The sequence below is a fragment of the Mesorhizobium sp. M0029 genome (assembly GCF_040323735.1).
Classification (GTDB): domain Bacteria; phylum Pseudomonadota; class Alphaproteobacteria; order Rhizobiales; family Rhizobiaceae; genus Mesorhizobium.
Genome location: NZ_JAMYVF010000020.1, coordinates 1 through 25895 on the forward strand (window position 1 = coordinate 1; position 25895 = coordinate 25895).

Annotated in this window: 23 protein-coding genes and 1 tRNA gene; 9 read left to right on the top strand and 15 right to left on the bottom strand. The window is 61.0% G+C overall.

Annotated elements, in window-relative coordinates; translation table 11 throughout:
• The first annotated feature begins 232 nt into the window (after positions 1-232).
• Together NKJ76_RS26165 and NKJ76_RS26170 are read left to right on the top strand one after the other, a co-directional pair.
• On the top strand, positions 233-1114 hold the full coding sequence (locus tag NKJ76_RS26165; RefSeq protein WP_023699284.1) for an HpcH/HpaI aldolase/citrate lyase family protein: 882 nt from the start codon (positions 233-235) through the stop codon (positions 1112-1114).
• 39 nt (positions 1115-1153) lie between these two features.
• Positions 1154-1360 (top strand): DUF1737 domain-containing protein, encoded by a 207-nt coding sequence (locus NKJ76_RS26170; protein ID WP_023699283.1) that lies wholly within the window; start codon positions 1154-1156, stop codon positions 1358-1360.
• Positions 1361-1501: 141 nt separating this feature from the next.
• Here the strand turns inward: NKJ76_RS26170 and NKJ76_RS26175 are convergent, their stop codons facing one another.
• A complete protein-coding gene (locus NKJ76_RS26175; RefSeq protein ID WP_023699282.1) occupies positions 1502-1924 on the bottom strand; it encodes a metallopeptidase family protein in 423 nt (140 codons plus the stop codon).
• 228 nt (positions 1925-2152) lie between these two features.
• Here NKJ76_RS26175 and NKJ76_RS26180 point away from each other — a divergent pair, with 228 nt between their 5' ends.
• From NKJ76_RS26180 to NKJ76_RS26190, 3 genes are read left to right on the top strand one after another with little or no spacing between them, the layout of a single operon-like run.
• The gene (locus NKJ76_RS26180) at positions 2153-3205 is read left to right on the top strand and encodes an ImuA family protein (RefSeq protein WP_352538704.1); all 1053 of its coding nucleotides are present in this window, start codon (positions 2153-2155) and stop codon (positions 3203-3205) included.
• Positions 3147-4625: a DUF6504 family protein gene (locus tag NKJ76_RS26185; RefSeq protein WP_352538705.1), complete on the top strand. Its 1479-nt coding sequence runs from the start codon at positions 3147-3149 to the stop codon at positions 4623-4625. Before NKJ76_RS26180 ends, NKJ76_RS26185 begins: the two co-directional genes overlap by 59 nt.
• Entirely contained in the window at positions 4622-7894 is a 3273-nt protein-coding gene (locus tag NKJ76_RS26190) for an error-prone DNA polymerase (protein WP_352538706.1), read from the top strand. The genes NKJ76_RS26185 and NKJ76_RS26190 overlap by 4 nt, the downstream gene beginning before the upstream one ends.
• A gap of 120 nt (positions 7895-8014) precedes the next feature.
• Here the strand turns inward: NKJ76_RS26190 and NKJ76_RS26195 are convergent, their stop codons facing one another.
• The 4 genes from NKJ76_RS26195 to NKJ76_RS26210 form a co-directional block, all read right to left on the bottom strand.
• The gene (locus NKJ76_RS26195; protein ID WP_023672122.1) at positions 8015-8257 is read right to left on the bottom strand and encodes a Trm112 family protein; all 243 of its coding nucleotides are present in this window, start codon (positions 8255-8257) and stop codon (positions 8015-8017) included.
• A 30-nt stretch (positions 8258-8287) separates the two neighbouring features.
• Positions 8288-8959: an LON peptidase substrate-binding domain-containing protein gene (locus NKJ76_RS26200; protein ID WP_023685086.1), complete on the bottom strand. Its 672-nt coding sequence runs from the start codon at positions 8957-8959 to the stop codon at positions 8288-8290.
• A gap of 111 nt (positions 8960-9070) precedes the next feature.
• Entirely contained in the window at positions 9071-10078 is a 1008-nt protein-coding gene (trxA, locus tag NKJ76_RS26205) for a thioredoxin (protein WP_023672124.1), read from the bottom strand.
• A gap of 80 nt (positions 10079-10158) precedes the next feature.
• The gene (locus NKJ76_RS26210; RefSeq protein ID WP_023672125.1) at positions 10159-10656 is read right to left on the bottom strand and encodes a prolyl-tRNA synthetase associated domain-containing protein; all 498 of its coding nucleotides are present in this window, start codon (positions 10654-10656) and stop codon (positions 10159-10161) included.
• Between the two features lie 216 nt (positions 10657-10872).
• Here NKJ76_RS26210 and NKJ76_RS26215 point away from each other — a divergent pair.
• Both NKJ76_RS26215 and NKJ76_RS26220 read left to right on the top strand, forming a co-directional pair.
• A tRNA-Gly gene (locus NKJ76_RS26215) sits at positions 10873-10947 on the top strand.
• Between the two features lie 502 nt (positions 10948-11449).
• Positions 11450-13495 (top strand): hypothetical protein, encoded by a 2046-nt coding sequence (locus NKJ76_RS26220; protein WP_352538707.1) that lies wholly within the window; start codon positions 11450-11452, stop codon positions 13493-13495.
• Positions 13496-13650: 155 nt separating this feature from the next.
• Here the strand turns inward: NKJ76_RS26220 and NKJ76_RS26225 are convergent, their stop codons facing one another.
• Positions 13651-13884 carry a helix-turn-helix domain-containing protein gene (locus NKJ76_RS26225; RefSeq protein ID WP_352538708.1) on the bottom strand — a complete coding sequence of 78 codons (234 nt, stop codon included), beginning with the start codon at positions 13882-13884 and terminating at the stop codon, positions 13651-13653.
• A gap of 204 nt (positions 13885-14088) precedes the next feature.
• On the opposite strand from NKJ76_RS26225, the gene NKJ76_RS26230 reads away from it, so the two are divergent.
• Both NKJ76_RS26230 and NKJ76_RS26235 read left to right on the top strand, forming a co-directional pair.
• The gene (locus tag NKJ76_RS26230; RefSeq protein ID WP_352538709.1) at positions 14089-14718 is read left to right on the top strand and encodes a hypothetical protein; all 630 of its coding nucleotides are present in this window, start codon (positions 14089-14091) and stop codon (positions 14716-14718) included.
• Between the two features lie 63 nt (positions 14719-14781).
• Positions 14782-15333, top strand: a complete 552-nt coding sequence (locus tag NKJ76_RS26235; protein WP_352538710.1) for a hypothetical protein — start codon at positions 14782-14784, stop codon at positions 15331-15333.
• 211 nt (positions 15334-15544) lie between these two features.
• Here the strand turns inward: NKJ76_RS26235 and NKJ76_RS26240 are convergent, their stop codons facing one another.
• The 9 genes from NKJ76_RS26240 to NKJ76_RS26280 form a co-directional block, all read right to left on the bottom strand.
• Complete coding sequence (locus tag NKJ76_RS26240) at positions 15545-15706, bottom strand: hypothetical protein (RefSeq protein ID WP_352538711.1); 162 nt, start codon at positions 15704-15706, stop codon at positions 15545-15547.
• A gap of 217 nt (positions 15707-15923) precedes the next feature.
• A complete protein-coding gene (locus NKJ76_RS26245) occupies positions 15924-17162 on the bottom strand; it encodes a tyrosine-type recombinase/integrase (RefSeq protein WP_352538712.1) in 1239 nt (412 codons plus the stop codon).
• Positions 17163-17588: 426 nt separating this feature from the next.
• On the bottom strand, positions 17589-19175 hold the full coding sequence (locus tag NKJ76_RS26250) for a virulence-associated E family protein (protein WP_352538713.1): 1587 nt from the start codon (positions 19173-19175) through the stop codon (positions 17589-17591).
• Entirely contained in the window at positions 19172-19735 is a 564-nt protein-coding gene (locus NKJ76_RS26255) for a DNA-primase RepB domain-containing protein (protein ID WP_352538714.1), read from the bottom strand. Before NKJ76_RS26255 ends, NKJ76_RS26250 begins: the two co-directional genes overlap by 4 nt.
• Positions 19732-19926, bottom strand: a complete 195-nt coding sequence (locus tag NKJ76_RS26260; RefSeq protein WP_352538715.1) for a hypothetical protein — start codon at positions 19924-19926, stop codon at positions 19732-19734. Before NKJ76_RS26260 ends, NKJ76_RS26255 begins: the two co-directional genes overlap by 4 nt.
• 617 nt (positions 19927-20543) lie before the next feature.
• Complete coding sequence (locus tag NKJ76_RS26265; protein WP_352538716.1) at positions 20544-22490, bottom strand: class I SAM-dependent DNA methyltransferase; 1947 nt, start codon at positions 22488-22490, stop codon at positions 20544-20546.
• A 2-nt stretch (positions 22491-22492) separates the two neighbouring features.
• Entirely contained in the window at positions 22493-23050 is a 558-nt protein-coding gene (locus NKJ76_RS26270; protein ID WP_352538717.1) for a restriction endonuclease subunit S domain-containing protein, read from the bottom strand.
• Positions 23047-25455, bottom strand: coding sequence for a DEAD/DEAH box helicase family protein (locus NKJ76_RS26275; protein WP_352538718.1), 2409 nt, complete (start codon positions 25453-25455; stop codon positions 23047-23049). Before NKJ76_RS26275 ends, NKJ76_RS26270 begins: the two co-directional genes overlap by 4 nt.
• Positions 25456-25680: 225 nt before the next feature.
• Positions 25681-25812 carry a hypothetical protein gene (locus NKJ76_RS26280; protein ID WP_352538719.1) on the bottom strand — a complete coding sequence of 44 codons (132 nt, stop codon included), beginning with the start codon at positions 25810-25812 and terminating at the stop codon, positions 25681-25683.
• Between the last annotated feature and the right edge of the window lie 83 nt (positions 25813-25895).

A 25895-nucleotide genomic window follows, 5' to 3' on the forward strand; every position in this document is an offset into this window, starting at 1 on the left:
TCGTTCAAAACATCGCCGCGCTTTGCGCCCCATGGTCGTACATCCAGTCGGTCACCCCACACGCGGTGGTGATGCGCTCGACACCTCTCCCCCGATCGACGGGGGAGAGGAAAGGCCCCCCTTCCGCAACTGCTGCGGGACGGGCGGGGCAGCGCAAGCTTTCGCGGTTGGCTCGTCATCAGGTACCGGTCGGACGCTTGCCTCCCCCGCCCCCACGCGGCATAGATCGGCCATGACAAGCGAACCTTACCGCCCGCGCCGCTCGGTGCTTTACGTCCCCGCCTCCAACGACAAGGCGCTGGCCAAGATCGCGACGCTGGCCTGCGATGCCGTGATCATCGACCTCGAAGACGCCGTCGCGCCCTCAGACAAGATCGCCGCGCGGGACAAATTGGCCGGCATTTTCGCCAGCCGACCGAAACGCCGCTGCGAGATGATCGTGCGCGTCAACGCGCTGTCCAGCGAATGGGGCAACGATGACCTGCTGACCGCGGCGAAATTCGAGCCCGACGGCATCCTGTTGTCCAAGGTCGCCACGCCGCGCGATATCCTCGAAGTCGGCGACGTGCTCGACGATAATTTTGCCCCCGACAGCGTCAAGCTCTGGGCGATGATCGAGACGCCCAAGGCCATGCTCAATATCGGCGCCATTGCCGAACTCGGCCGCGACCCGGCCTCGCGCCTAGCTTGTTTCGTTGCCGGAACGAACGATCTGGTCAAGGAAACCGGCATTCTGGCGACGCCTGATCGGCGCTACCTCGTGCCTTGGCTGATGCAGATGGTGCTGGCGGCGCGGGCCGGCGGCATCGACATGCTCGACGGCGTCTCCAACGATTTTCGCGACCTCGACGCGTTTGCGCGCGAATGCACGGAAGCCGCTGCCATGGGGTTCGATGGCAAGACGCTGATCCACCCCGCCCAGATCGAAACCGCCAACCGAGCCTTTGCGCCCGCGCCCGAAGCTCTGGCCGAGGCGCGCGCGGTGAAGGATGCCTTCGCCTTGCCGGAAAATGCCGGCAAGGGCGTGATTGCTTTGAACGGCAGGATGGTCGAGCGGCTGCACCTGGCGCAGGCCGAGAAATTGCTGGCGAAGGCCGCCGCCATCGGCGCATGATCCGCCCCGAAAAGACGAACTCACGACAGGATCTGACCCATGAGACTTTACCGCTTTTTGTCCGCCCCCGACGATTCGACCTTCTGCCACAAGGTGACAGCGGCGCTGAACAAGGGCTGGCACCTGTACGGCTCGCCGACCTACGCCTACGACAAGAAGACCAAATCGATGCGCTGCGGCCAGTCGGTGGTGAAGGATATCGACGGCCAGGAATACGGGCCGGATACGAAGCTCAGCGACTGGTAGGGAAGGCGTCAACCTCCGCGTCTTCGTCATCCTAGGGCGAAGCAAGGAGCGAAGCGACGCGACGCAGACCCTAGGCATGGATCCCAGGGTCTTCGCGACAGAGCTTCGCTCCTGCTTCGCCCTGGGATGACAAAGGTGGGGCTATTCCGCCGCCTCTTCAAGCTTTTCCATATCGTCGTCCGACAGGCCGAAATGGTGACCGATCTCGTGGATCAGCACATGGGTGACGATGTCGCCCAGCGTCTCTTCGTTCTCGGCCCAATAGTCGAGGATGGCGCGGCGGTAGAGGGTGATGCGGTTCGGGCCCTCGCCGGTCTGCGGGTTCCAGCGCTCGGCGATGCCGCGGCCCTCGAACAGGCCAAGCAGGTCGAACGGCGTCTCCAGCGACAGATCGTCCATGATCTCGTCGGTCGGGAATTCGGCGATCATGATGACGATCTCGCCGGTCAGCTTGCGAAAATCGTCCGGCAGATGCGCGTACGCCTCCAGCGCCAGAAACTCCATTTCCTCGATCGAAGGCGAGAGTTCGTCGTGCCAGGTGCGGGTCTTGTAGATGCGGGCCATGCTTTGTCCTTTGTCCCGGCATATAGGCTTTCCCTCCGGACTCGGCAAATGGACGGGTACCTGGCCAATGACTGTTTCTTTGCGCCGAATGGCTGCGACCAAAGTCCAAGGTTGGCCTCGCCACCTTTGATCAAGGAATAAATTCCTTCTGACTCCGCTTGACTCTTCCGGCACCCTCTGGAATCTATAGGAACATAACAGGAACAATTGTGAGAGAAATTGACCGTCATGGCGACATCAGCCGTGGCGCGGGAGACTGTTTTTGCCCTGCGCCGCCAGATCGCGAAGATCGAGGGAACGCTGCCCGAGCGCCTGGCTGCGCCGGCCAGCGAGCGGCCTCGTGCGCGTGCTGAGGGCTGTCTCCACGCCGCGCCTGAACCCGATTCCGATGTCACCATCATCCGGCGCGGGCTTGCCGTGGCTTCGCCGGATGCTTTCCTGCCCACCGGCGTCGAACGCCTCGATGCGGCCCTCAGCGGCGGCCTGCCGAAAGCCGCCTTGAGCGAAATCCATGGCCTTGAGACCCGCAATGCCGGGGCCGTCGCCGGCTTTGTGCTGTCGCTGGTCAGCCTGATCCTCAAGGGCCAGCCCTTGCCCGTGCTGTGGATCGGCACATCGGAGATTTTTCGCGAGGCCGGCTTTCCCTATGCCAGGGGATTGCAGGGCATGTTCGGTATCGCACCGGAGCAATTGCTGTTTTCCGAGGCGCCGAAACTCACCGATGCGCTGTGGGTAGCCGAGGAGGCCGCGAAGATGACGGCGCTCGCCGCAATCATCCTCGAGATCCGTGGCAGCCCGCAGCGGCTCGACCTCACCGCGACGCGCCGGCTGCACGCGCGCGCCCAAAACGCCGGCCGGCCGGTGTTCCTGCTGCGCCAGGCCGGCGAAGCCGAGCCGACCGCCGCCCCGGTGCGCCTCATCGTGTCGGCTGCACCAGCGAGATCGCGCCGGACGATCGCCGGGCCGCTTGCCGGCTCGATCGGCCACCCTGCCTTCACCGTCAGCATCGGCAAGAGCCGCACCGCTCTGCCTGGACAATTCACACTGGAGTGGAACCCCGATGAACATGCATTCGAAGAAAGAAAGCCCCGCGAAAAACGGGCAGAGAATTCTGTCGCTGTGGTTCCCGCATCTGGCGGCAGAACGGATCCTGCGCCAGCGCCTGGGACGGTCGTGGCGTTCCCGGCCTTCGGATCATCTGCCGCCATCTCACCCACCGCTCGTGATCAGCCATCGCGACCGCAACGCCCAGCGCATATCGGCCCTCGACGAGCGGGCTGAGGCGCTGCATCTGAAGCCTGGCATGGGCATTGCCGATGCGCGCGCCATGCATCCCTCGATCGACATTGTCGAGGCCGATCCGGACGCCGATCGCCGGCTGCTCGAAGGCCTCGCCGACTGGTGCGATCGCTATACGCCGCTGGTGGCGCTCGACGGTACTGATGGCCTTTATCTCGACGTCACCGGCTGCACGCATCTGTTCGGCGGCGAGCGCGCCATGCTGGACGACATCCTTGCGCGGTTTTTCCAGCAGGGTTTCGATGTCCGCGCCGGGTTGGCCGCGACGCCGGGTGCAGCCTGGGCGGCGGCGCGCTTCTGCGGCAACCGCATCGTTGTCTCCGGCGAGGAGGAAGCGCTGCTCGCCCCCTGGCCGCTGGCGGCACTGCGCATCGAGGCCGATATCCGCGCCAGCTTGGAAAGCGTCGGCCTGCGGACCGCCGGCGCGGTCATGGCAGCGCCGCGCGCGCCGCTCGCCCGTCGCTTCGGCGCGACCTTGCTGTTGCGGCTCGACCAGGCGCTCGGCCGCCTCGACGAGGCGGTATCGCCGCGCCTGCCCGTGGCCCCGCTTTCGGTCGAACGCCACCTGGCCGAGCCGGTCGTGCTGACCGCCGAGATCGAACGGCTGGTGCTCTTGCTGGCGGTGACGCTGAAGGCCGATCTCGAACGCCGCGGCGAGGGCGCAAGGATGCTGGCGCTGCTTTTGTTTCGCGTCGACGGCGCCGTCAGCCGCATCGCTGTCGGTACCTCGCGACCGTTGCGCGAACCCAAGCTTATCCAGCGCCTGTTCCATGAGCGGCTGGCCGCGCTCGAACAGGACATCGATGCCGGCTACGGCTTCGACCTGGTGCGGCTTTCGGTGCTGGCGGCCGCCGGCTTCGACATGCAGCAGGCCGATTTGACCGGCGAGACCGAGGATGACGGCGCCGACATGGCACTCTTTGCCGACCGCATCCGCGCCAGGCTCGGCGACAGTGCGGTGCTGAAACCGGTCGCCCTCGAGAGCCATCTGCCGGAGCGCGCCATCGCCACCATCCCGTTCTCGGAAGCGCCACAACGCAAAACACCGCTCAGGAAGCCGGGCTCGAAAGACGCGCCGCGCGCAACCATCTTCCCGCCGGAACGGCCGATCCGGCTGTTCCGTTCGCCCGAGCCGATCGAGGTGCCGGCCACCGAAATGCCTGAGGGTCCGCCGATGAATTTCCGCTGGCGCCGCGCGCTCTACCGGGTCGCGCGCGCCGAGGGGCCGGAACGCATCGCGCCGGAATGGTGGCGTGAAACGTCAAGCGATCCGCTCACATCGACGCGTGACTATTTCCGGATCGAGGATGCCGACGGCCGCCGCTACTGGCTCTACCGGCAAGGCCTCTATGGCAACCCGCAGGTGCCGCCGCGCTGGTTCATGCATGGGGTCTTCGCATGAACGCGCTGACCGTCATCCCCTATGCGGAATTCGGCATCCAGTCGAACTTCTCCTTCCTGCGCGGCGCCTCCAAGCCGGAGGAGCTGGTGGTGGCGGCCAAATTCCTCGGCTTTTCCTCGATCGGACTGGCAGACCGCAACACGGTGGCCGGCGTCGTGCGCGCCTGGCAGCAGGCCAAGGTCGAGAAGCTCGCCTATCACCCCGGTTGCCGCCTGGTGTTCGGCGACGGCACGCCGGACATTCTCGCCTATCCGCAGAACCGCAAGGGCTGGGGCCATCTCTGCCGCATGCTGACGCAAGCCAATTTGCGCGATGAAAACGAGAAGGGCGCGACCCTTCTCCAGCGCAGCGACCTGCTCGAATGGGGCGACCTGCTGTCGCTGGCGGTGCTGCCGGATCTCTCGGCGAATGCCGACGATCCCCTGGCATTGGTCCGTCAACTGAAAGACCGTTTCGGCGCTAATTTGCGGCTAGGCATGGCGCCGGATTATCGCGGCAATGACCGTTTCCGCATCGAGCAGGCGGCGGGCATGGCGGACATCGCCGGCGTGCCGCTGATGGCGACCAACGACGTGCTTTATCACAGCGCCGAGCGCCGCTCGCTGCAAGATGTGCTCACCGCCATCCGCCTCAATTTGCCGGTCGCCGAGGTCGGGCTGGAGCTGACGGCCAACGCCGAGCGCCATCTGAAGCCGCCGCTGGAAATGGCCCGTCTCTTCCGCCGCCATCCACGGGCGCTGGCCGAGACGCTGCGCTTTGCCGGCGAACTGACCTTCTCGCTCAGCGACCTCCAGTACAATTATCCCGACGAGCCGACGCAATCAGGGCTTGGGCCGCAGGCCGAGCTAGAGCGTCTGGCCAGGGAGGGGGCCGCCACGCGCTATCCGGCGGGCGTCCCCGCTTCCGTCTTGCAGCGCATCAGTGAGGAGCTCGCTCTGATCGAGCGTCTGAATTATGCGCGCTATTTCCTGACCGTTTACGACATCGTCCAGTTCGCCCGCAATGAGGGCATTCTGTGCCAGGGCAGAGGCTCGGCCGCCAACTCGATCGTCTGCTACTGCATCGGCATCACCGAGGTCGGCCCCGAGCGCATCGACACGTTGTTCGAGCGATTCATTTCCGAGGAGCGCAACGAGCCGCCCGACATCGACGTCGATTTCGAGCATGAGCGGCGTGAGGAGGTGATCCAGTACATCTACTCCAAATACAGCGCCAAGCGCACCGCGCTGGCTGCCGCCGTCATCAGCTATCGCGGCCGCTCGGCGCTGCGCGAGGTGGCCAAGGCCATGGGCCTGTCGGACGATGTCCGCATTGCGCTCTCCAGTTCGATCTGGGGCTGGTCGACCTCGGAGCTCGGCGAGAAGGAGGCGCATGCCGGCGGCCTCGACCGCAACGAGACCTCGACCCGTCACGTGATCGCCCACGCCAACGAGATCATGGGCTTTCCCCGGCATCTGTCGCAGCATGTCGGCGGCTTCGTCATTACCCGCGACCGGCTCGACGAGATCGTCCCCATCGTCAAGACGGCAATGGACGAGCGCAAGATGGTCGAGTGGGATAAGGACGATCTCGACTCGGTGAAGATCCTGAAGGTGGATATTCTGGCGCTTGGCATGCTGACCTGCCTGAAGCGCGCCTTCACCTTGCTCACCGACCATTATCCGAAGGCCCGGGATGATTACGGCCGACCCTATGTGCTGGCCACCCTGCCGCCGGAAGAGAACGACGTGTACGACATGATCTGCCGCGCCGACACGCTCGGCGTCTTCCAGATCGAATCGCGCGCGCAGATGTCGATGCTGCCGCGTCTACGCCCGCGCGAATTCTACGACCTGGTCATCGAGGTGGCGATCGTGCGGCCCGGCCCGATCCAGGGCGACATGGTGCACCCCTATCTGCGCCGTCGGCAGGGCAAGGAAGCGGCTGAATATCAAAAGCCAGAGCTGGAGGCTATTCTCAAGAAGACACTCGGCGTGCCGCTGTTTCAGGAACAGGCGATGAATATTGCAATCGTCGCCGGTGGTTTCAAACCCGGCGAAGCCGACGAACTACGCCGCGCCATGGCCACCTTCAAGCGCACCGGCACCATCGGCAATTACCGCCAGCGCATGATCGACGGCATGGTCGGCAAGGGATACACCAAGGACTTCGCCGAGCGCTGCTTCAAGCAGATCGAAGGCTTCGGCGAATACGGCTTTCCCGAAAGCCACGCCGCCTCCTTCGCTTTGCTCGTCTATGCCTCCTGCTGGTTCAAGACCTTTTATCCCGACGTGTTCTGCGCCGCGATCCTGAATTCGCAGCCGATGGGGTTTTACCAGCCGGCCCAGCTGGTGCGCGACGCGCGCGACCATGGCGTCGACATCCGCGACGTCGACGTCAATTTTTCCGACTGGGACTGCACCCTGGAGAAAGCCCAATTCGATCCGGGCCGCATCCTGGGGCGCCATGCCGAAATGCGCGGTGTCATCAAGACCCGGTACGCCGTCCGGCTTGGCTTCCGTCAGATCAAGGGCTTGGCCGAGAAGCGTATGGAAGCTTTCACCGCGCGGCGCGGCGCCGGCTATACAAGCGTCAGGGATGTGTGGCTGCGCTCGGGCCTCGATGTCGGCGAAATCGAAAGACTGGCGCAGGCTGACGCCTTCCGCTCGCTCGGCCTCGATCGTCGTGAAGCCTTGTGGGCGGTGCGCGCGCTGGATGGCAAGAGCGCCGCCGAACGGCTGCCGCTGTTCGACCAGCCGGCGATCCGGCTGCGCGAACTCGAGCCCGAGACAAAACTGCCGACAATGCCGCTCGGCGAGCACGTCATCCACGACTACCGCGCGCTCGGCCTGTCGCTGAAGGCGCATCCGGTCGCCTTTCTGCGCGAGCGGCTCGACCGCGCCGGCGTCATTCCCAATGCCAATCTCGGCTCGGTGCGCGACGGCAGGCGGGTCTCGGTCGCCGGCCTGGTGCTGGTGCGGCAGCGGCCCGGCAAGGGCAATGCGATCTTCCTGACGCTAGAAGACGACAAGGCCGTCGCCAACGTCATTTTCTGGGAGCGGACCTTTACCCGTTTCCGGCCCATCGTCATGGGCGCGCGCTTCGTCAAGGTCACCGGCAAGCTGCAGTCGGAATCCGACGTCATCCACATCGTCGCCGAAAAGATCGAGGATTTGACACCGTGGCTGACGGTGCTGCTGGAAGAGATGACGCCGGCTGCCCGGCCCGACATTGCCACCCTCTCGGACAAAGCTGAAAGGGTCATGCCCAAGGGGCGGAATTTTCAGTAGGCAAGTGCAGGGCGGTCGGGAGCCCATGACATTAATGCCGGCAAGGGCAGAGGGGGGCGCGAAGGATCGCCAACAGAATGGCTTCTTAGGCTGAGGTCCGTTTGAACCACCCCTGGCCCTTCAGCCCGGCCCACCCAATCGCGGCGGCGACAGCACGTCTTCCGCCGAAATAGTCCGCGCCTCCGAGGGCAGCATGATCGGGATGCCGTCGCGCACGGGATAAGCGAGCTTGGCAAGCCGCGAGATCAACTCGCCGCGCACCGGGTCCCAGGCCAGCGGCCCCTTGGTCAGCGGGCAGGCCAGCAGCTCCAGCAATTTTGGATCGACATTGACCGACTTGCCGTCACGCCCATCCGCAGCCATTGGATCCCCCTTCAGCCATCGGCTCAGCCCTTATTGCAGGCTGGAGCCAAAGTCCTCATTCTCGCGCGCCAGCGCCATTTCGGTGATCGCGATCAGCGTCTCCGCGCGGGCTTTCAGGTCGGGCGCCTCCAGCAGCGCCTGTTTCTCGGCCGGTCCGTAGGGCGCCATCATCGACAGCGCATTGACCAGCATGGTGTTCTCGGCGCGGCTGACGCTTTCCCAATCGGCTTCGAGATCGTTGGCCTGCAGATAAGCGCGAAACGCTTTCAACAGCGCCGGCCGGTCAACCTCGCTTGCCGCCTGGTCTTCGGCGAGATCCGTGAGGAACGGCGCCAGCTTGCATTGCCGGAAAGGCGTCTTCACCGGCAATTCGCTGGTGATGCGGAAACGGCAGACGCCCTGCAGCGAAACCAGATAGCGGCCGTCGCCGCTCTCGGCCATCGAGATGATGCGCCCGGCGCAGCCGACATTGCACAGTTCCGGCTCCCCGTCGGCGCGCAACGCGCCATTGAGGCTGGGCTGGACGATGCCGATCAGCCGCGCGCCGGCGATCGCCTCATCCACCATCTGCAGATAGCGCGGCTCGAAGATATTGAGCGGCATGCGCCCGCCCGGCAGCAGCAGCGCGCCGGCAAGCGGAAACACCGGAATGGTTGCCGGCAGATCCTTGCCGACCCGGTAAAATGCGTTTCCGACCTGCACCTTCACTCCTCCGACCCGCTTCGGGCGCGATGTTATCGGCCTAATCTGGCGCGGCGGCCGCCGACCGCAAGGCCCGACAGCCACGCCCCGGCAATTTGGCCGGCAAACGGCTCAGGAAAACAGCAGCGACGACAATTTGCGCCGTGCCGCCAGCGTCGCCTCGTCGGTCATGCCCCAGGCCTCGAACAGTTTCAGCAACTGCGCCCTGGCGCCGTCCTCGTTCCACGTCCGGTCGGCTTTTATAATCGCCAGAAGATTGTCGGCCGCCGCATGGCGCTCGCCCTTGGCGTTCTGGATCATGGCGAGGTCGAAACGCGCCTGGTGGTCGCCGGGATTGGCGGCCAGTCGCTGCTCGAATTCAGCTGGATTGCCAAGTGCTGCCGCTTCCGCAGCCAGCGTCATCTTGGCACGCAGCGCGGCAAGTGCCGGCGCATTCTTCTTGGCCTCCGGCGCCGTTGCCAGCAGCGCCTCGGCGCCGTCGCTGTCGCCGGCCTCGAACAGAAGCTCGCCCAGCCCGGCAATCGCCTCGATCGTCTCCGGCGCTTGCGCCAGGATGGCGTCGTAAATGTCGGCTGCGGTCTGCGCATCGCCCGCCGCATGCGCTTCCGCCGCCGCGGCCAGTGCTTCGGCCACCGGCGGCGCACCATTGCCCTTGCCGCCGACCTTGGTGATGAACTCGGCGATCTGGCTCTCGGGGATGGCGCCCATGAAGCCGTCGACAGGCTGGCCGTCCTTGAAGGCGATGACCGCCGGGATCGATTGGATGCCGAGCTGGCCGGCGATCGAGGGATGATCGTCAATGTTCATTTTGACCAGCTTGACCTTGCCGCCGGCGGCCTTGACCGCCTTTTCCAGAAGCGGCGTGAGCTGCTTGCAGGGCCCGCACCACGGCGCCCAGAAATCGACCAGTACCGGCTGTTTGCGCGATTCCTGGATGACGTCGGCGGCGAAAGTGGCGGTCGTGGTGTCCTTGATCAGCTCGCCAGCGGCAGGTGCTGCGCCGGGTGTCGGGCCAAGTGCCGACTTGGCCGGCTCGGCGCCGCCATATTGCACGGACGTGGTGTACTGGCCAGAATTGCCGCCGAATTGGCCGCCAAACGGATTGTTGTTGTCGCTCATGTCGTCGCCCTTCCGATCGCGCCCAGCGGAGCAGCGCGACGTCCTTAACTAGAGGTCAGTTTTCGCCATCCATGTGGCGATCAAGCCGAGACTTTCAAGATAGCAGCATCATGTCCGGTTGCCTCGACGAATCTGATGAGGTCGGCGGACGCGATCGACGTCGTCGCCTCATTGGTCAGCGGATGCGCGTTGACTGTCGCATGTGCTATCAAATCCTGGTCGAGCACCACTTTGACCCGTCTTTCGGTGTCGTTGATCAGCCCGAACACGGTGACCGCGCCCGGAATGACACCGAGCAGCTCCATCAGCATCTCCGGCTTGCCGAACGACACCCGGCCGGCGGCGCCGATCATCGTGTGGATCTGCTTCAGGTCGACGACCGCCTCCTCGCCGACGCTGACCAGGAAGAAATTGTCCTTCTTGTCCTTGAGAAACAGATTTTTCGTGTGCCCGCCCGGTATCTCGCCGCGCAGCGACTGCGAATCGGCCACCGTATAGAGCGGCGGATGGCGCACGGTCGACACTGATATGCCGAGATCGGCAAGAAAGGCGAAAAGCTCGGCTTCGGTCTTCGGCATTGGTGGTCTTCCCCTGTATCGGCGCGCGGCAAAGCCGTTTACGGCCAATGATGCCGCCGAGACAAGACCGTCATGCGGGAAGTCGATGAACCACCCGCGTGGCCGACAAGGTTCCGCCAAGCGATTTGGCGCGACCAAAAAGCCCGTCATTTCCCTGTTGCAATCGCCGCGCTCTTCAGCCATATAGGCCCGGCTTGCGGCCAAAGGGCCGTGTGAGCGGGTGTAGCTCAGGGGTAGAGCACAACCTTGCCAAGGTTGGGGTCGAGCGTTCGAATCGCTTCACCCGCTCCAGTTTCCTCCAAGGAAATCAAGCATCGAAAAGCCGCGGAACTCCGCGGCTTTTTCGTTTTTGGGCCGGTCAGAGATCGCGGCGACTTCAAGTCTGCGGAACGTCGTGGTCACCGTGCGGTTACTAGTTTCGCGGTTATCAGTTTGCGGATTCGACGCGGAGTAAAATCCGAACGTCGCGCAAGGGCACGCTGGGGATTGATAATAGTTCAAATCTGCGCTATCTCCCGAACACCGCGACGCAGGAATGCGCGTCGTCCACCTCCTTCAATCGCGTTGGAGGGCGGTTACGCGAAACAACTCAGGCATTGGCCCGATACGTTTCGTACGCCTTGGGAAGACGTTTCAGTCTTGTTGCCGCCTTCGGTGACGCCGGGATTGTCCTGGTAAACGGAAGGAGGATGCGCACGGACCTAGAGTCCTTGGCACCTCGGATCGTCAACCTCGTGTTGCGATCGGGTTTTTGACGAGTTCAGTCTCGATCGCCTAGCCAAGGACCATTGAAATGAACATCACTAGCACAAAAGAATATACCGTTCTTCCGCGTCCTGCGGAAAAACTTCCTGAGTATGCGCACGCAAAGGCCCGCCAAACCCTCGCAGAAAAACTGCAAGAGGCATTCGGCCTGTCCGCAGCGGCGGCAACAGCTATCTCTAACGCTGTTGTGGATCCGGCTGCGGTACGAAAGTCCATCAATGATACTGCGGACCCGACTGTTGAATCCATTGCCGTGCCTGGCGGAACCCTGCTTGGCATCCGAACTGCGGTGTGGGCTCGCCGGATCATGCCGGATGCCCGCAACCCACGCACGCTCCCGTCTCGTCGGCACCCCTTCGCAGTTGAACCTGGGAAGGGTGCTGAGGATTCAAAGTTTCGACCGGTGCCAGAGCCCCGCACCCCATCAGGTGTAGGTGCCGAGGTCGCTGAGCTGGCGGTCCAAATTGAGAGCCGCGAGCATCTGCATTGGGCTTCTCAGCAGGCGGCAGGATATGTGCTCGCAAACAACAACTGGAAGGATTCGATTGCTTCCCAGGGCGTCATGGAATCCGTCTATCTGGTCGCGATGACATATAACCATGATGACGGCATAGAACCGGTTACGACGCTCACTACCGTGGACGGGTCGTCCCGCGTAACGGCCACGCATGAGATACTCGGCATTCGATCGTCCGACGTGCCATACGATGACCAGGATACGAAGTTTCGGGGTCACATCCGCAAACTGAACGAAGAGTATGAGCGCGGAGCTGACAAACAGACCCTCGACACGCTGAGGTGCGAACGCATTCCGGCTTTGATCTTGGTTGGATTTGTGCCCTATCACTCAGGGACCACAGGGTTTCCGACAGCGGTCAAGTCGATTGTCGCGCTTCGCCATGTCGACCCCCCGACCCCTTGGGGGGAAGGTCCAGAAAATGAATCTCTTGCCGATGAAGTTCTCGATGAATTGCATCGTCGGAGTTTGATTACCAGCATTCAGCATGCCTACTACGCCGGCTCTTGCACAAGGGCGGAGGCACGCGCTGCCCACCTCTCGGATGATCCAGCGATTCGGGCAGCCGAAATTGTTGGTTTGCTGACGAATCCGGATCAGCGCTTCCGCACTGCCATTCGTGTCGCCGTTACGAGCCAGTCCACGCGGAAGCGGATTGGCACAAAGCTTCTGAACGACCTTGCCACGGCGCTTGTGCTTCGAGCGGTCGCGGGTGACCCTTCAAAAGCAGACCAGGTGCGCCGTTATCTCCGGTTCGCTTTTGGAAAATCGGTTCATAGCCAGGTTTGGCAGAGCACTTCCCGTGACACTGACACCTTGGTCAGAGCGGCGCTGTCCGAAGTCCATCAATCGATCGCCAATGGATCGGTTGACGAGAGGGGCCCAGCTTCTCTCGAACTTGCAGTCCGCGCGGCCTATCCCCTTGTTGTTTCGGGCAGGCTTAATGCCGACCGAGGCTCGGCTAACAATGATCAGCCCGATCGGCGGACGCCGGGTGAAGTCCTTGACGCTATGCGACAGAACGTTCAGGGCGTCCACCAGCTCGGTCAAGCCTTGAGAGATTTTGCCGAAGGTCGCCATATTCGGGCGGTCGCTGAAGACGGTTCAATCAAGGTGCAGGGCGATGCCGGCGACCAGATGGTCAATGACATCTACTTGCGGGGAGAATTCCCGCCTGCCGGGAAAGCGCGGGCACGCAGACCTGGGGATACGCCGACCGACCGCTACCACAACGCAGTAAGCGCCATGGCTAATGCGATCACGGCATTGACCGAAGCTTTCGACAATCTAAGAAGTGTCGAGGGAGATGACGGGCGGGCGCTTGTCGAAACGAAGGGTGTTGATCAGCGTGCCTGTGCGGCATGGCGTGAAGAACTGACCCAGATTGATGACGAGCTCGTCTTGTGGAGTGTGACGCATCGTCGGGCTAACGGTGCAAACGCCGATGCCCGTCGGTTGGTTGAAGAAGCAAAAAGTCTTGATGACGAGCCTATTATGGATGTTACGGATGAATGGGAACTAGAAGGCGATGAGCCCATCTCTCAGTCCGCTGATTAACCAATCGGCGTAAACCATCAAAAGTTTGAAACGCCAAGGTCAGTAAGTGGCCTTGGCGTTTTTGCGCTTCAGCCGGTATATACAATCCGGTGCGCCTCGTTCGCTCTTTAACGCTGCTTCCGCCGTGAGCCGTGTCATAACCATCTCATGCGGTTTCAACGCACGTCGGCCGCCCGCATGATTTGGTACGGGTCCGTGCCTATGGCTCGACACACCTCAATGTATTCTGCCACGTCGAGCCGCCGCTCGCCCAGCTCAAATTTCGATACAAAAGTCTGACGGACACCAAGGCGTTTCCCCAGTTCGATTTGGGTTATGCCAGCTTCCTTTCGCGCCTCTACAAGAAGCTCGATCATTCGGCGATAGAGATCATAACGGATTGAGGTCAAGAGGAGCGCCAATTCGAAACTGGCTGTCCAATAAAACCCTAAATCAGAGTACCCCAAAATCGGGTATTATGTCATTCTTCACTAAACTGAGGGATTCGGGGTCGGCGTGAAAGAACAATACGTCGGGGACATCAGCGACTATCGGAAGTATGCGTTGCTACGGGCGCTGTCAGCCGGCGGCGTTAACGGGTCGGCGTCTGCTGGATGCTGACGCCTTCGGATGGCAGTTCGGACGGCAACAAGCTCATTTACCTCAACAAGCCCGAACAGCACCGCGATCATGACCCAGTGCTATTCGACGTTCTCGCCCATACCGCATCGGAGCCAGACCGTCGCCGGCTGCAGGCCATTGAGGGTAGCAGCGCTGTCGCGAGTGCCACGTATTTCAATGAGTTACTCCCCGACAACGCTGCCGGTCGCCGGGCATTTATGGACAGATGCGCGTTCGAATTTCACGATGCTGACCTAGTGTTCTTCGATCCCGACAATGGCTTAGAAACAGCGCTCGCCAAAGGGCGGAAGAATTCAAGCAAGTACGTCTTCCTGGACGAACTGGCCACATTCTACGCTTCCGAAAAGTCGCTGCTGATCTACCAGCATTTTCCCAGGATCGAGCGGCGCGCTTTCATCGCCTCATGCACCGACCGCCTCCGGTCCGTGGCTTCCGGCGCCGCGATCTGGACGTTCACCACAGCGCATGTGGTGTTCTTCCTGCTTGTCCACCCAGACAGCCGAGCGCGCTTGGCTGTCGCGGCGATTGAGGCCTGCGGCCGGTGGGACGCGAGTTTCATCAAAGGCGAATATCTCGGATCGAACCGCATCGCTGTCGGATAATTGACAGCAGATTTTCCTCGTTATTTTTCGAATAACTTTGTAATTTCAAACGGATAGATAGCCATGAACATACCGAAAAAGCGTCTTACGAGCGCTACATTTCTCCTATCCACGCTGGCGCTCGCCGCCTGTACGCCGGTTGAGACCAAAACCTCGCTGCTCACGCCTGTTAGCGTTCAAATCCGGTCTGCCGGTCCCGGCGATTTCGTGATGAACTTCCAGTCCAGACGTTCTCTTCCCAACATCGTCGGCAAGGCCGACCTATTCGGCCGCACCACCGATGCGGGGCACACCACGGTCAGATATCTCGGCACGCGCCGCGGTCAAGCAGTGTTTGAACGGTCGGACGTGAGCGTCGAGAGCAATGCAACCACGATGAGCGAAACGCCACTCATTCTGCGCAACACCACCAACACCAACGTGAACGGCACGATCGGTGGAACTCCTGTCTCAGCGACCGCGGCATCGACCTCCTTCCAATACATTCCGCCGCGTGGCTCATCCCAATATGCAACTGCGGCGCAGCCGATCCAGATCGCGCTCGGGAAAGGGTCAAAGCGTCAAGGTCGAAGGCAGAACGCTGAGAGTTACGCGCGTGTCGCCGAATTCGGTTGACTACAGGGTAGAGTAGTTGGGTGTCGCGCGTACTGGGTATGCGCTCCAGATATTTTCGAGGGCCAAACGGGTCCCTTTGGCATTCTGTTACCTCTCGTTTGAAGGGGGAGGGTCGAGGCGCGCGCCCCGGAAACGAAGCACACATACGAAAATGCGGCGATCGAGAGTCGACCGCCGCATTGGGAAGGCGCAGCTGTGAGGTGGTGGCGGCTTATTCTGGCTCGATGGCGATGTGATCGACCGACTCACACTCCCCAAACTCTTCCAGCGCCCATTCGATCTCGGTTGCGTCGAGTTCCATCACTTCCGCAGCGGCTTCGAGCGGCATCCATTCCTCATTGCCGGTTCGCTTGTTCCTGATCAGGATGTGCATCGATCTCTCCCTACTGTCCAACAGGACAGTAAACCATGGCGAGAGCTCAGGCGCAATTATATCAAAGATATCATCATGTTAGCGACGATTTCCATGTTGCAGGCCTGCACCGCAGCCGTGCACCGCCAGCGGCGGTGCAGCCCGGCTGGCCGGCTGCCGTACCCACAGCGCTGAGCGTACGGTCCCCGTGGCGCGGCGTGGCCGGTGCCGGCATAGGCTAGCCGCTGTAGGCCCGGTCCAGCGCAGCGATCGCTGCGCTTCCGTCACGGACGGCCTGGGTGTAGTGACCGAGCGTGACCGTCGGGTTCGCGTGGCCAGCGATCTGAGCCACGAGGCCGATCTCGATGCCCTGAGCCTGAAGCATCGAAATGAACGAATGGCGCGCAGAGTGCGGCGTCACATATGGAAGTCCGAGCGCGGCGAACACCGGTGCCCAATAACGCTGCCGAAAATTCTGATAGAGCAGTGGACCGCCACCACCGATACGGGGCTTCGGCCATTCCTGTAGCCGGCCGGGGCCAGGGAACACGCGGTGCAGCTCCTTGCCCAACCTGGGGCAGCGAACCCGCCAAGCCAGCAGCATCTCGCGCAGCACGGCGCTCATGGGGATCTCGCGGGTACCGGCCTCCGTCTTGGTCATTTCGGTGAGCGAGCCGTCCCGCTCCTGGATGCGCCGGACGCGGATGACGTTGCGGTCGAAGTCCACCTCGCTCCACAACAGACCCAGCTGCTCGGAGGGCCTGGTGCCGGCGAGGAAGGCGAAGGCGTAGTAGATGCCTTGCTCCAGGTCGCTCTTCGCCGCCGTAATCAGCTTGGCGATATGCTCGGTGGCCAGGATCGTCTTTTTGATTTTGTGCCGCGCCCGCGCCAGCCCGGTCGGCATCGAAGGCGCACGGATGGAATAGTCTTCCTCGGCCAGCGCCAGGATGGACTTTAGGTGCGACTTGGCCCGATTTGCGGTGTAGCTGCCACACTGCTCGGTGACAGTCCTGTGCCACACGCGGATCATGGCAGTTGTCAGTTCCGATAGCTTGATATGTCCAAGCAATTTGATGAAGCGAGCATTCTTCGGTGGATTGCCAGTCTCAGTGAAGTCAGCACGTTCCTGCCTGGTGCCGATGAGCAGCGGTCCCCGGATTGCACCATACACCACCACCTTGTAGCCCTTCAGCGTCGATGACTTGACGTTGCCCTCCTTGGTCTGGAGCCAGTGCTCGATGGCCTGTGCAACGGTTGGGGCCTTGCGCTCATCCATGTAGCCGCCCTCCGCGACCTTGAGCAGCAGCGAGTTCCGGAACGCCTCGGCGTCCTTCTTACGGTTGAACGCACGGCGGCGGCGCTTCTGCGTAAGCGGCTCGCGATACTCACAGTAGTATTGCGGATAGAGAGCGACTTTGCCGTCGCGGAGCTTGCGGCGCCGGGTTGCGGTCGTGATGGAGACGTTGAAGTCATTCATGGCGTTGCTCATCCAAAAGGAAAAAAGCGGGAACGAAAACACGCGTCGGTAACCGGCACAAGTAATCGCCGGAGCGGCCAGCGAGCCCGTGAAACGGCCCGAACTGTAACCAGACGCGTAACCTCGGCATGTCAGGGAAGGTAGGAGCCGCGAGACGACGCGGCTCCGGATATCTCGGATTCCTCGGCCACCGAGGTTGAAATCGCGGCGCGTGATCTAGCTCAGGTCGACTGGGGGTGCCATATTCCTGTAGCCGCGCCGCGATGCCGGTTGGCTGAGAGCGCAACACAGCGGAGGGGACTATGCTGTGGCGTGTGTGGCATGCCACAGCCGCCTAGCGCGCCCGCCGCCTACACACCCGGCTACACATTCCTACACCGCTGACGCCGCCCCCCGGACATGCCACACACGCCACCACGCCACAGCCTAAAATTCTTGGGCATCGACGTGGCCTTCTGGTTTTGGGCGCTCGTAGCCACGGATCGTGTACTCGCCGACTCTAAACTTCGTAGGCTCCCAACCGAGCTTCCGCATCACGATAGCTAACCGCTTTGTGTGGAACTGGTTCTGGCGTTCTGCTTCGATTTTGAGCTTGCCTAAGAGTTCGTGCGTCCCCACACGCACCAGATGTCCGCTGGCGCGGCCTTTGACAGTAGCGAGGAGTTCGAGCCACGGGTCTTCCTCCAGCCGTGCCGCTTGCTCAACTGCGGCGGTCTCCCATAGGTTCGGTGAAAGGATGATGCTCTCGCCTTGGCGTTCGCGATGTGCAGCTTCCGCCCAAAGTTGAGCCCGGTCGCGCCTCAAGCCCTCAAGATCGATGACGGTAGTTTTTATCGGCCAGAACCGCCGGTTGCCCGTCTGGTCGCGGAGGTAGGTGGTTTCATTGGTGGTACCTATGAATACCGCTTGTCTTGGCCGCGCCTCGACAAAACGCCCGTATGCCATTCGGGATCGGTCTTCCTGGCGCGAAGCGAACGCCTTGATCTTATTGACTTCGGCTCGGTTGAATCCCTCGACCTCACCCAGCTCATAGATCCAAATCCCTTCGAGCAGTTCCATCTGGCTACGTGAATCCTGAGTGAGGATTTCCTGGTCAGAATGGAAACCCTCGCCCGCCATTATCCGGAGGGCAGTCGACTTGCCCGAACCTTGAGGGCCCTCCAAGATTGGGATCTGGTCAAATTTTACCCCTGGCACACGAACCCGACGAGCAGCGGCGATGAGAATTATCGGGCCAATTGCCCGATTAAGCGCTGTGTTTTCGGCGCCAAGATAGTCGACTAACCATGCGTCGATTCGCGGCTTTCCGTCCCATTCCAGGGAGTCGAGCATGTCGCAAACGGGGTGGAAGGAGTTTTCCAGGCAGTGTTGATTGACAGCGTCACGGACATTTTCAGCCCTGGGGTCAAAACCAAACGCAGCAATGATGAGGGCGCGGACCATCGCAACAGCATCATCGCTCAACTCCCCTTGGAATTCCTGCAGCGCCGCACCGTTTAGCATCTTTCGATGACGAAACCGGTCGTAGCTGAAGGTAAGTTCGAGCCGTTCAAGGGCCTGCAACGTATTGCGCATACTGGATCTCGGTTTACCGCTGCGCTCCACATCGATCCATCCAGCGGCCAGCGCTTCGGTTGCCCGCCGAGCCTGTCTAAGGGCATAGTTTTTCGGGTTTCGTTTTTCGAGAACAGAGGCCGAGATCCCATTTCTGGGATCTAACAAGATTCCAGCGATAGTTGTCTCATCGCACCCCGCTCGAGCCAACCCATGAGCGCCCGCAAAAACCGAATGACTTCTGCTTGGGTGACGAGGGTTGTGCCCTCCCCTTGGGCGTTCAGAGTCATCGCCGGTGCGTATCAGCTGTTTGAGGACTTCGCTAACACCGACCGACAGATCGTCTATTGACCTGGGTACGATTTCATCTAGCGAGGGCACCGGAGCTTTTCCGGTGCCAATAAAGGCGGGAGTAGCGACCGGAAAGTCATCGAGACCATAGGATAATGACCAGTTCATCCAATGACCCTCGCAAGGACTGGCACGCGGCCGGCCGCTCGTTTTTTTGCGTTCGGCAAATTAATCGTCCCCGGGAGTCGGAGGAGACGGTCGATGTTGTGACAGTTGTCACCGCCAAGCTGACGGGCGAGCCAGATGTTGATTCGCTCAGCCCGATCGAATTCGGTCGATGATTCAGTCAATCGCCAAAGCGCTTGGTATCCTCCACCAGAGAAGACAATAGCGGTCGGTGTAGGTCCAAATTCCCTCAACGCTGACAATGCAGCGTCGTCGTTCAAATCAACGTCAACATGCAGGGCACGGACTGCAACGATGTCCGGCTTTTTGGCTTTAATGTTGCGTGCATCCGTCCGCAACCGGTTGACGTGATAATAGAGGCCCTTTGTACCCTGCCGTCGTTCGATCCAATCGCGTGCTTGCTCATGTTCGTCAGGGATGAAGGTCCGGAATTCAGGTTGCCCCCCATCGGGTGGGAGGGCGGCTAAATCCCAACGATCTGAGGGAGTGAACCGCCTTAGAAAATCCATGGCCGAGGCAGTATCTGGCGTTAGGTTGCTCATGCCTTCTCCTCGCCACCGATTTGAGATCCAGCAATCCTTGTCTTGAGAGCGACGCGGATTTTGATCTCGACGGCTATGGTTCCCGTCGTGCAAGTGCCGTGGCTCCGCGCAGTGTTTCCGAGGTAAGTCGGACGAGCTAGATATTCGACCGGGTCGTCGAAATTCAGTTCTAGTTGGCGTTCGTCTTTCACAGCATGCCTCCCTGTCGGGTGGCATCGATGTAGGCGACGACCTCGGAGAGTTTGACCAGCTTCCGCGAGTTGAACGGGGTATAAGCTGGTATCACTCCAGAGCTTATGGCCCGACGCAGTGCCCAAGCATGGACGCCCAACGTTTTCGCGGCCATCTGGATATTGATCAGCTTTTCGGGCGCTGAAGGGCCGCTACAGGGTGAATTCTCCACAACACTCTCCGATCAGCGGAGAGCACAGAGCAACAAAGGGCGCTGCACCGTGCATCTCCGCCCTGTTTCCATTCAGGGTTAAAATGCGACCGGCGGCGCTCTGCAGAACTTTACAACCTAGCTTACGCATCGGTTGTTACGTCTGAAGCACTGCGTCATGAAGGCGGCATTGGCCGCGCGTCAGCACACATCATCAGTTGCAAAGTCACTCTGCCACAAATCGTCATACCGCGCAACCCACTGACTTTGTTCACGTTTTGTGGTCAGCCGTCGCCCAGGGTCGCGCGCCCGTGTAGCTGCGCCGCTGCTGAAAGTCGCGAAATATGCGTAGCGCTGGCACGGCGGGTATGACGATAAGAAGCGTATGGAGGAACGGCTGCAGAAGTCGAACTCTTCGGCGAGGTCTCAAGATGCAGTCCGGGCATTGGAGGAAATAGACTCGTCTCGATTGACCAACCCCGCGAGCCGCGTCAGCGCGTCGGTCACGATGCGTCCCTGATCATGGATGCTCTGGATGATCTCGGCAGGCGAGCGGTCGTCAAACTTTGCGACTGTGCTGGGGTTGACGGCCTTGAGGTCGAAGACGGCAGCATCCACGGCTGCTGCCTGAGCCTCCAGTTCTCGCGCTGCCTTCTCCTTCTCACTGATCTCCCTGATTAGCGCCGCCACTTTGCTGTCGGAAGCCTTCACCTTCTTCAGGCGCTTGAGCTTCTCCTTGAGGTCGATCACCTCGGCTTTGGTTTCGGTTGCCCGCTCCAAGATGGGCCGCATCTCTTGGCGGGCTTTCGCACGGCGCGCTGCGAAGTCGACAGTCCAAGAGTGCCGACTGTCGGCCTCCGCTTTGCCGCGCAGCGGCTGCAGCCGAGCGTAGGACGGGAACGGCTTTCCGGCGTTTTCTTCCTGCTCCAGCCAATCGGTGGTCAGGTTGGCGGGCAGCGCGCTGTCGGCGAGCGGCCTTCCATCCTTGTCGAATCCAAAGTGCGCCAGCGTAAGCGGGGTCTTCTTGCCGACCTTCACATGGCTCAGGTCGTAGTACCAGATCCGCTCGGTCTTCTTGCCTTTCGTGAAGAATAGCAGGTTCGTCTTCACGCCCGCGCCAGCGGTCGAGAAGACCCCTCCTGGCAGGCTCACAATCGCCCAAAGATTGCATTCATCGACCAGCTTGCGCTTCGTCTCCACGAACGAGCCTTCGTTGGTCCGGAACAGCATGCCTTCGTCAAGGACGATTGCGCACGTGCCTTTGGGCGCGAGCTCGGCAAGGATGTCCTGGACGAACAGGACCTGCGTCGAACTGGTCTCGAAAGCGAAGTTCTTCTGCGCGTCCTTTCCTTCCTTCCCGCCGAACGGCGGGTTGGTCAAAATGACATCGAATTGCTTAGGTGCCTTGTCGAAGAGCGCGCCATACGTAGCCCTTCGCGTAAGGGAGTTGCCGTGCCAGAGATTGGGCTGGTCGATCCCGTGCAGCACCAGGTTGGCCAGCGCGATCGGGATGACAAGGTTCTCCTTCTCGCGGCCGAAGAACGTGTCGTGCTTCAGCGTCTCAAGGTCAGTGCTGAGCGGGGAGCGGCCCAGTTTCCGGGCGATGTGCTCATAGGCGATCGCCAGAAAGCCGCCGGTGCCGCAGCAAGGGTCATAGACGGTCTGGCCAAGGTGCGGATCGACTGTATGCACCATCGCCCGGATCACCTCGCGCGGGGTAAAGAATTGGCCGCCGTCCGAGTTCTTTTCGCCCATCTTGAGCAGCAGGTCTTCGTACACCTGTGACAGGGTAAAGAAATGCGTATCGTCGATGTTGTCGACGCTGATTTCGTCCACGCGATCCAGGATATCGCGCAGGTTCGTCTCGGAATCCACGCGCACCCGTTCGACCGCCGTCATGATGCGGCCGATGATGCGCTGCTTGGGGCTGGCGGCCGGGTTCGGCAGCCCGGTACGCGTGTCAGTGTCCAGCCTGTGCAGCGCGGGCAGCAGTTCCTTGTTGATGAAGTCGAAGAGCTTGCCGTCACCGGCAGCAAACAGTTCCTGCCGCTTCCAGCCGAAGGCTTTACCCTCCGGGGTCTTAGGATGGTACGGCTTCTCGGAATAAGGCGCCGCCCAGTCCTGCCACCTATAGGGCTCGCGCAAAGCGTGCGAGAACCCGACGCCGACGGCATCGGCCTCTTCCTGGTCGCGTGCTTCCTGCGCATCGAGAAGGCGCAGGAACAGGATCCACGTCAGTTCTGGCACGTACTGAAGCGCACTGGCGCAGTTGGAGCGGCGCATCACGTCGCAGATACCCTTGACGAAAGTCGACAAGGATCGCACGCCACTGATGCTCCTTTGCTGGGGCTTTGTGGATTTATTCTGCTTCATTGTCATGCCCCAAAGGATGCCGCAACAATTCTGTGCGGCAGGCTCTTTATGTCCCTTAGCTGCACATTGATGGCAGCCTTTATCGAGTTGATTTCCGACTGCGCGATACGCAGCCTATTGGCAAATTCCTGTTGTACATCGAAATCTGGCAGGCACACCTCTGCCTCTGCCAGCCGATTGAAAAGCATTCGTTCCCTAACCGCTCCTCTGGCCAGAGAAAGCACGCATTCATGTCCGATAGGCGATCGGAGCCAATAGTAAAACCAGAGTGAGTCGATACAACCTTCATTCCCACGGAATACAACATAGTCTGGGCTGGTAATGCCTGGGGCATCGTCCTCGGCAACGAAAGCTACAGAACCGATAAGGATACGCATCGGATTGTAGAATATAGTCCCTGGCGTAACGGGCTTATACTTCTGAGGGTTCTTGCCCGGCAGTTCCTTCGCCGGCGCAAGACCGTCAACAGTCGCTCCGTACACCGGGAAGTTCGCCCAGTCAGGACCAATGCCGCCCTTTATCTCGGTGAGACCGTCTCCTAGTATGATCTTCTTGCTCACGTCTTGAACAGCCTTCCCTTTGCCTCACGCACCACGTCAGCAGGTTTCCCCAGCCCACGAAGCGCGGCGAGCCCTCCTGCCATCCGGATTTCCGGCACGTCCCACAGAGCGGGTGTCTCCAGCGCGTCGGTGCCGCCTTGCGCGAACTGGGGGCCAAGCTCCTTGAGCACAACGGTGGCTTTCGGGTCCATGGCGTCAAACCAGCTCCTGTTCAAGTCGATATATTGATTCCCACGCTCGGGACGCTTTAGAGCGCGGGCGTGATAGCCGTGATGGCCAAAGAAATCGTAGAGGTCAAAGTCGCTCATCTTGTCGATTTCGCGGATGACTTCAGGGCTGAAGTTGTCGCCGAGCAGATGGTCGATCAGGTCACGGCGCTTGGTCGTTTCGATCCAGAGCTCGCGAAACTCGTCCAGCGTATGCGCCTCTGCGAGCACACGTGCCATCACCTCGCGCCGATATTCGTCCACCGGAATTGGCGTGTCGCGCCCGTCGCGACTGACCAGGATGAAGCGACCCTGGGGGTTGATGATAACCTGCTTTCCGCCGATCTCGGCCACGGATGGGCCGTCACCCCCTCCGCCGTCGCGGCTCTCGCCACTACCACCTGTGCCACCCCTGTCACCGGGACGCGTTGGCCTGGTGATGAACTCGGTTCCGAAGAGATCGGTGACACCGGTGTAATCGTAGAGCCAGAACTTGTACTTGGCCGTCTCCTCGTGAATGCGCGTACCCCGGCCGACCATCTGGTAGAACTTGATTGGCGACTGGAGGTAGCGGAAAAAGACGACGGCATTCAGGCGTTCGATGTCCACGCCTGCCTCTAGTAGGTCAACGGTGCAGGCGATAAATGCGCGTTCGCCCGATCCCCGCATCGGCTCGATCATGTCGGCGCCGTTATTGGCTCCGCCCATGCACTTGAACGCGTAGTGGTCCTTGGGGACCTGGTCGTTCTCGCGGCACCATCGGACGTAGAGGTTGTTCATGTGCTGCGCGACCCGATCGGCATGGATCTCGCGCGTGCAGAAGATGATGACCTTCTGCTCCGGTCCGCCGTTCTGGCAGAGAAGCTGGAACAGGTCATCGCACATCTTTGGCGTTCGCAGCTCGACGAAAAGCTCGTCGTCAAAGTCCTTCCCCGTATACTGCGCCTTGGTGAGGTTATCCTCGGTCAGCGGCAAGCCCGTCTTGATGTCACGGACACCTGCCTTGAGGATTTCCTCCTTGGTGAAGACGATATTATCGATGCTGGCCTTGCGTTTGACGATCTCGCAGGCCGCCAGGTATCCGTCCTCCTGCGCCTCGATCAGGGTGTATTCGTAGACTGGTTCACCAAAGTACTTCCGATTGTTGGCGGTGATTTCCTGGTCCTCGACGCTGGCGTGCTTCGACTCCTCGAGTTTGCGCGGCGTCGCGGTCAAACCGATATGGATGGCGTTCGGGTTGCGCCGAAGCACCTCGGACCACCGGCCCCAGGCGGAGCGGTGACACTCGTCGATGATAATGACACTGAATGCGTCTTCGCCGTAGTGTTCGGTCAGGAAGCTCGCGAACCCCTCATCGTCATCCAGACCTAGGGTCTGATAGGTGGCGATGTGGATGCGTGCATTCTGTGCCGCGTTGCCGCCCCGCTCGGTCTTCACGATGCGGGCGTTGTCGCCGAAGGCCGCCTTGAGCTTGTTGTAGGCCTGTTCGCGAAGCTCGTCGCGATCACACAGGAAGAGTGCCGGTTTCGGGAGCTGTCCAGCCTGGGAGAGGCGCCAGAGCAGGTTGGTGGCGATGATCGTCTTGCCTGCGCCGGTGGCGAGGGTCAGCAATACCCGCGGCGGGGTGCCCGATTTCCGGTCGATAATGATCTTTTCGAAGGTGACGCGTATTGCGGCGTCCTGATAGTATCGGGTCTGCGCCCAAGCGGAGCTGTCTGCCTGGAAGAGCATGGCCGCTTCCGGTGCCCTAAGGTTGATGCCACGGTCTTTGGCGTATCTCGCCGTAAGATCGGGGTGAGCAAGAAAATCGGCGAACTGGAATGGCCCGGCTTGGAGGCCGGAGAAATAATCGTACTCCCCATATCTATGTCCGTTGGTGGCGAAGACATATTTTACGTCAAAGCGCTCGCAGTCGGCATACGTTTTGGCTTGCTGCATGCCTTTGAGAGGATCGTCACTCTCCTTCTTAGCCTCGAGAACCGCGATGGGCATAGGCTTCGGCATGTCGTCGATCTGAACGCACAAGAGGTAGTCCGTGCGCCCTGGCCCCTTCCGCCTGCGGCCCTTGGGCCCAATGGGTTCAACTGGTGAAGGGGTCAGGACAGTTTCGAGTGTGACCCGCTCACGACTGACATAGCCCTTCTCCCGGAGAACGGGGTCGATAAGGTGAAACCGCGTGTCGGCCTCATTCATGCTCATTTTCACCCTCCCGGTAAAGAAGCTTGTCGAGGAAGTGCCGACATTTCCTCGATTGCCATTGCGCTCATGCCAAACCCAGAATTCTTGTTGTGGTACAATCTGTCACGCTTCTGGCGAATCGGGGCGAGTCTTGCTTTCGTGAAAAGACAAGGGGGGGCATGGGGAGCCAATGCAAGCCAAACCGCGCACAATCGACGAGCCTTTTTAACTCGCGGTTCCGCTATGTCATACCAATGCGGTACGTTCGACTCCCAGCGGCGCTTCGTAACCAGTTAGAAATGTGTCGGTGTCCATCAGGATTTTTGGTTCTACGTCGACCTTCTTGTCGAGTTGACGCCGCCGTTCGTCGGCGCGCATGGGCGCTCACGGAGCCGCGCCGCCCGTTAAAGGCGCGGTCAGGTGAGCGCTGTGCGTCCCAGATGATACTCATCCATGAAGTC

Coding starts and splice junctions, on each gene's coding strand:
- NKJ76_RS26235 (WP_352538710.1), top strand. CDS start 14,782: ATGAACATACCGAAAAAGCGTCTTACGAGCGCTACATTTCTCCTATCC.
- NKJ76_RS26210 (WP_023672125.1), bottom strand. CDS start 10,656: ATGCCGAAGACCGAAGCCGAGCTTTTCGCCTTTCTTGCCGATCTCGGC.
- NKJ76_RS26265 (WP_352538716.1), bottom strand. CDS start 22,490: ATGAAGCAGAATAAATCCACAAAGCCCCAGCAAAGGAGCATCAGTGGC.
- NKJ76_RS26245 (WP_352538712.1), bottom strand. CDS start 17,162: ATGAATGACTTCAACGTCTCCATCACGACCGCAACCCGGCGCCGCAAG.
- NKJ76_RS26250 (WP_352538713.1), bottom strand. CDS start 19,175: ATGAACTGGTCATTATCCTATGGTCTCGATGACTTTCCGGTCGCTACT.
- NKJ76_RS26280 (WP_352538719.1), bottom strand. CDS start 25,812: ATGCGCGCCGACGAACGGCGGCGTCAACTCGACAAGAAGGTCGACGTA.
- NKJ76_RS26275 (WP_352538718.1), bottom strand. CDS start 25,455: ATGAGCATGAATGAGGCCGACACGCGGTTTCACCTTATCGACCCCGTT.
- NKJ76_RS26190 (WP_352538706.1), top strand. CDS start 4,622: ATGAACGCGCTGACCGTCATCCCCTATGCGGAATTCGGCATCCAGTCG.
- NKJ76_RS26165 (WP_023699284.1), top strand. CDS start 233: ATGACAAGCGAACCTTACCGCCCGCGCCGCTCGGTGCTTTACGTCCCC.
- NKJ76_RS26230 (WP_352538709.1), top strand. CDS start 14,089: ATGCTGACGCCTTCGGATGGCAGTTCGGACGGCAACAAGCTCATTTAC.
- NKJ76_RS26240 (WP_352538711.1), bottom strand. CDS start 15,706: ATGCACATCCTGATCAGGAACAAGCGAACCGGCAATGAGGAATGGATG.
- NKJ76_RS26195 (WP_023672122.1), bottom strand. CDS start 8,257: ATGGCTGCGGATGGGCGTGACGGCAAGTCGGTCAATGTCGATCCAAAA.
- trxA (WP_023672124.1), bottom strand. CDS start 10,078: ATGAGCGACAACAACAATCCGTTTGGCGGCCAATTCGGCGGCAATTCT.
- NKJ76_RS26170 (WP_023699283.1), top strand. CDS start 1,154: ATGAGACTTTACCGCTTTTTGTCCGCCCCCGACGATTCGACCTTCTGC.
- NKJ76_RS26175 (WP_023699282.1), bottom strand. CDS start 1,924: ATGGCCCGCATCTACAAGACCCGCACCTGGCACGACGAACTCTCGCCT.
- NKJ76_RS26180 (WP_352538704.1), top strand. CDS start 2,153: ATGGCGACATCAGCCGTGGCGCGGGAGACTGTTTTTGCCCTGCGCCGC.
- NKJ76_RS26220 (WP_352538707.1), top strand. CDS start 11,450: ATGAACATCACTAGCACAAAAGAATATACCGTTCTTCCGCGTCCTGCG.
- NKJ76_RS26255 (WP_352538714.1), bottom strand. CDS start 19,735: ATGAGCAACCTAACGCCAGATACTGCCTCGGCCATGGATTTTCTAAGG.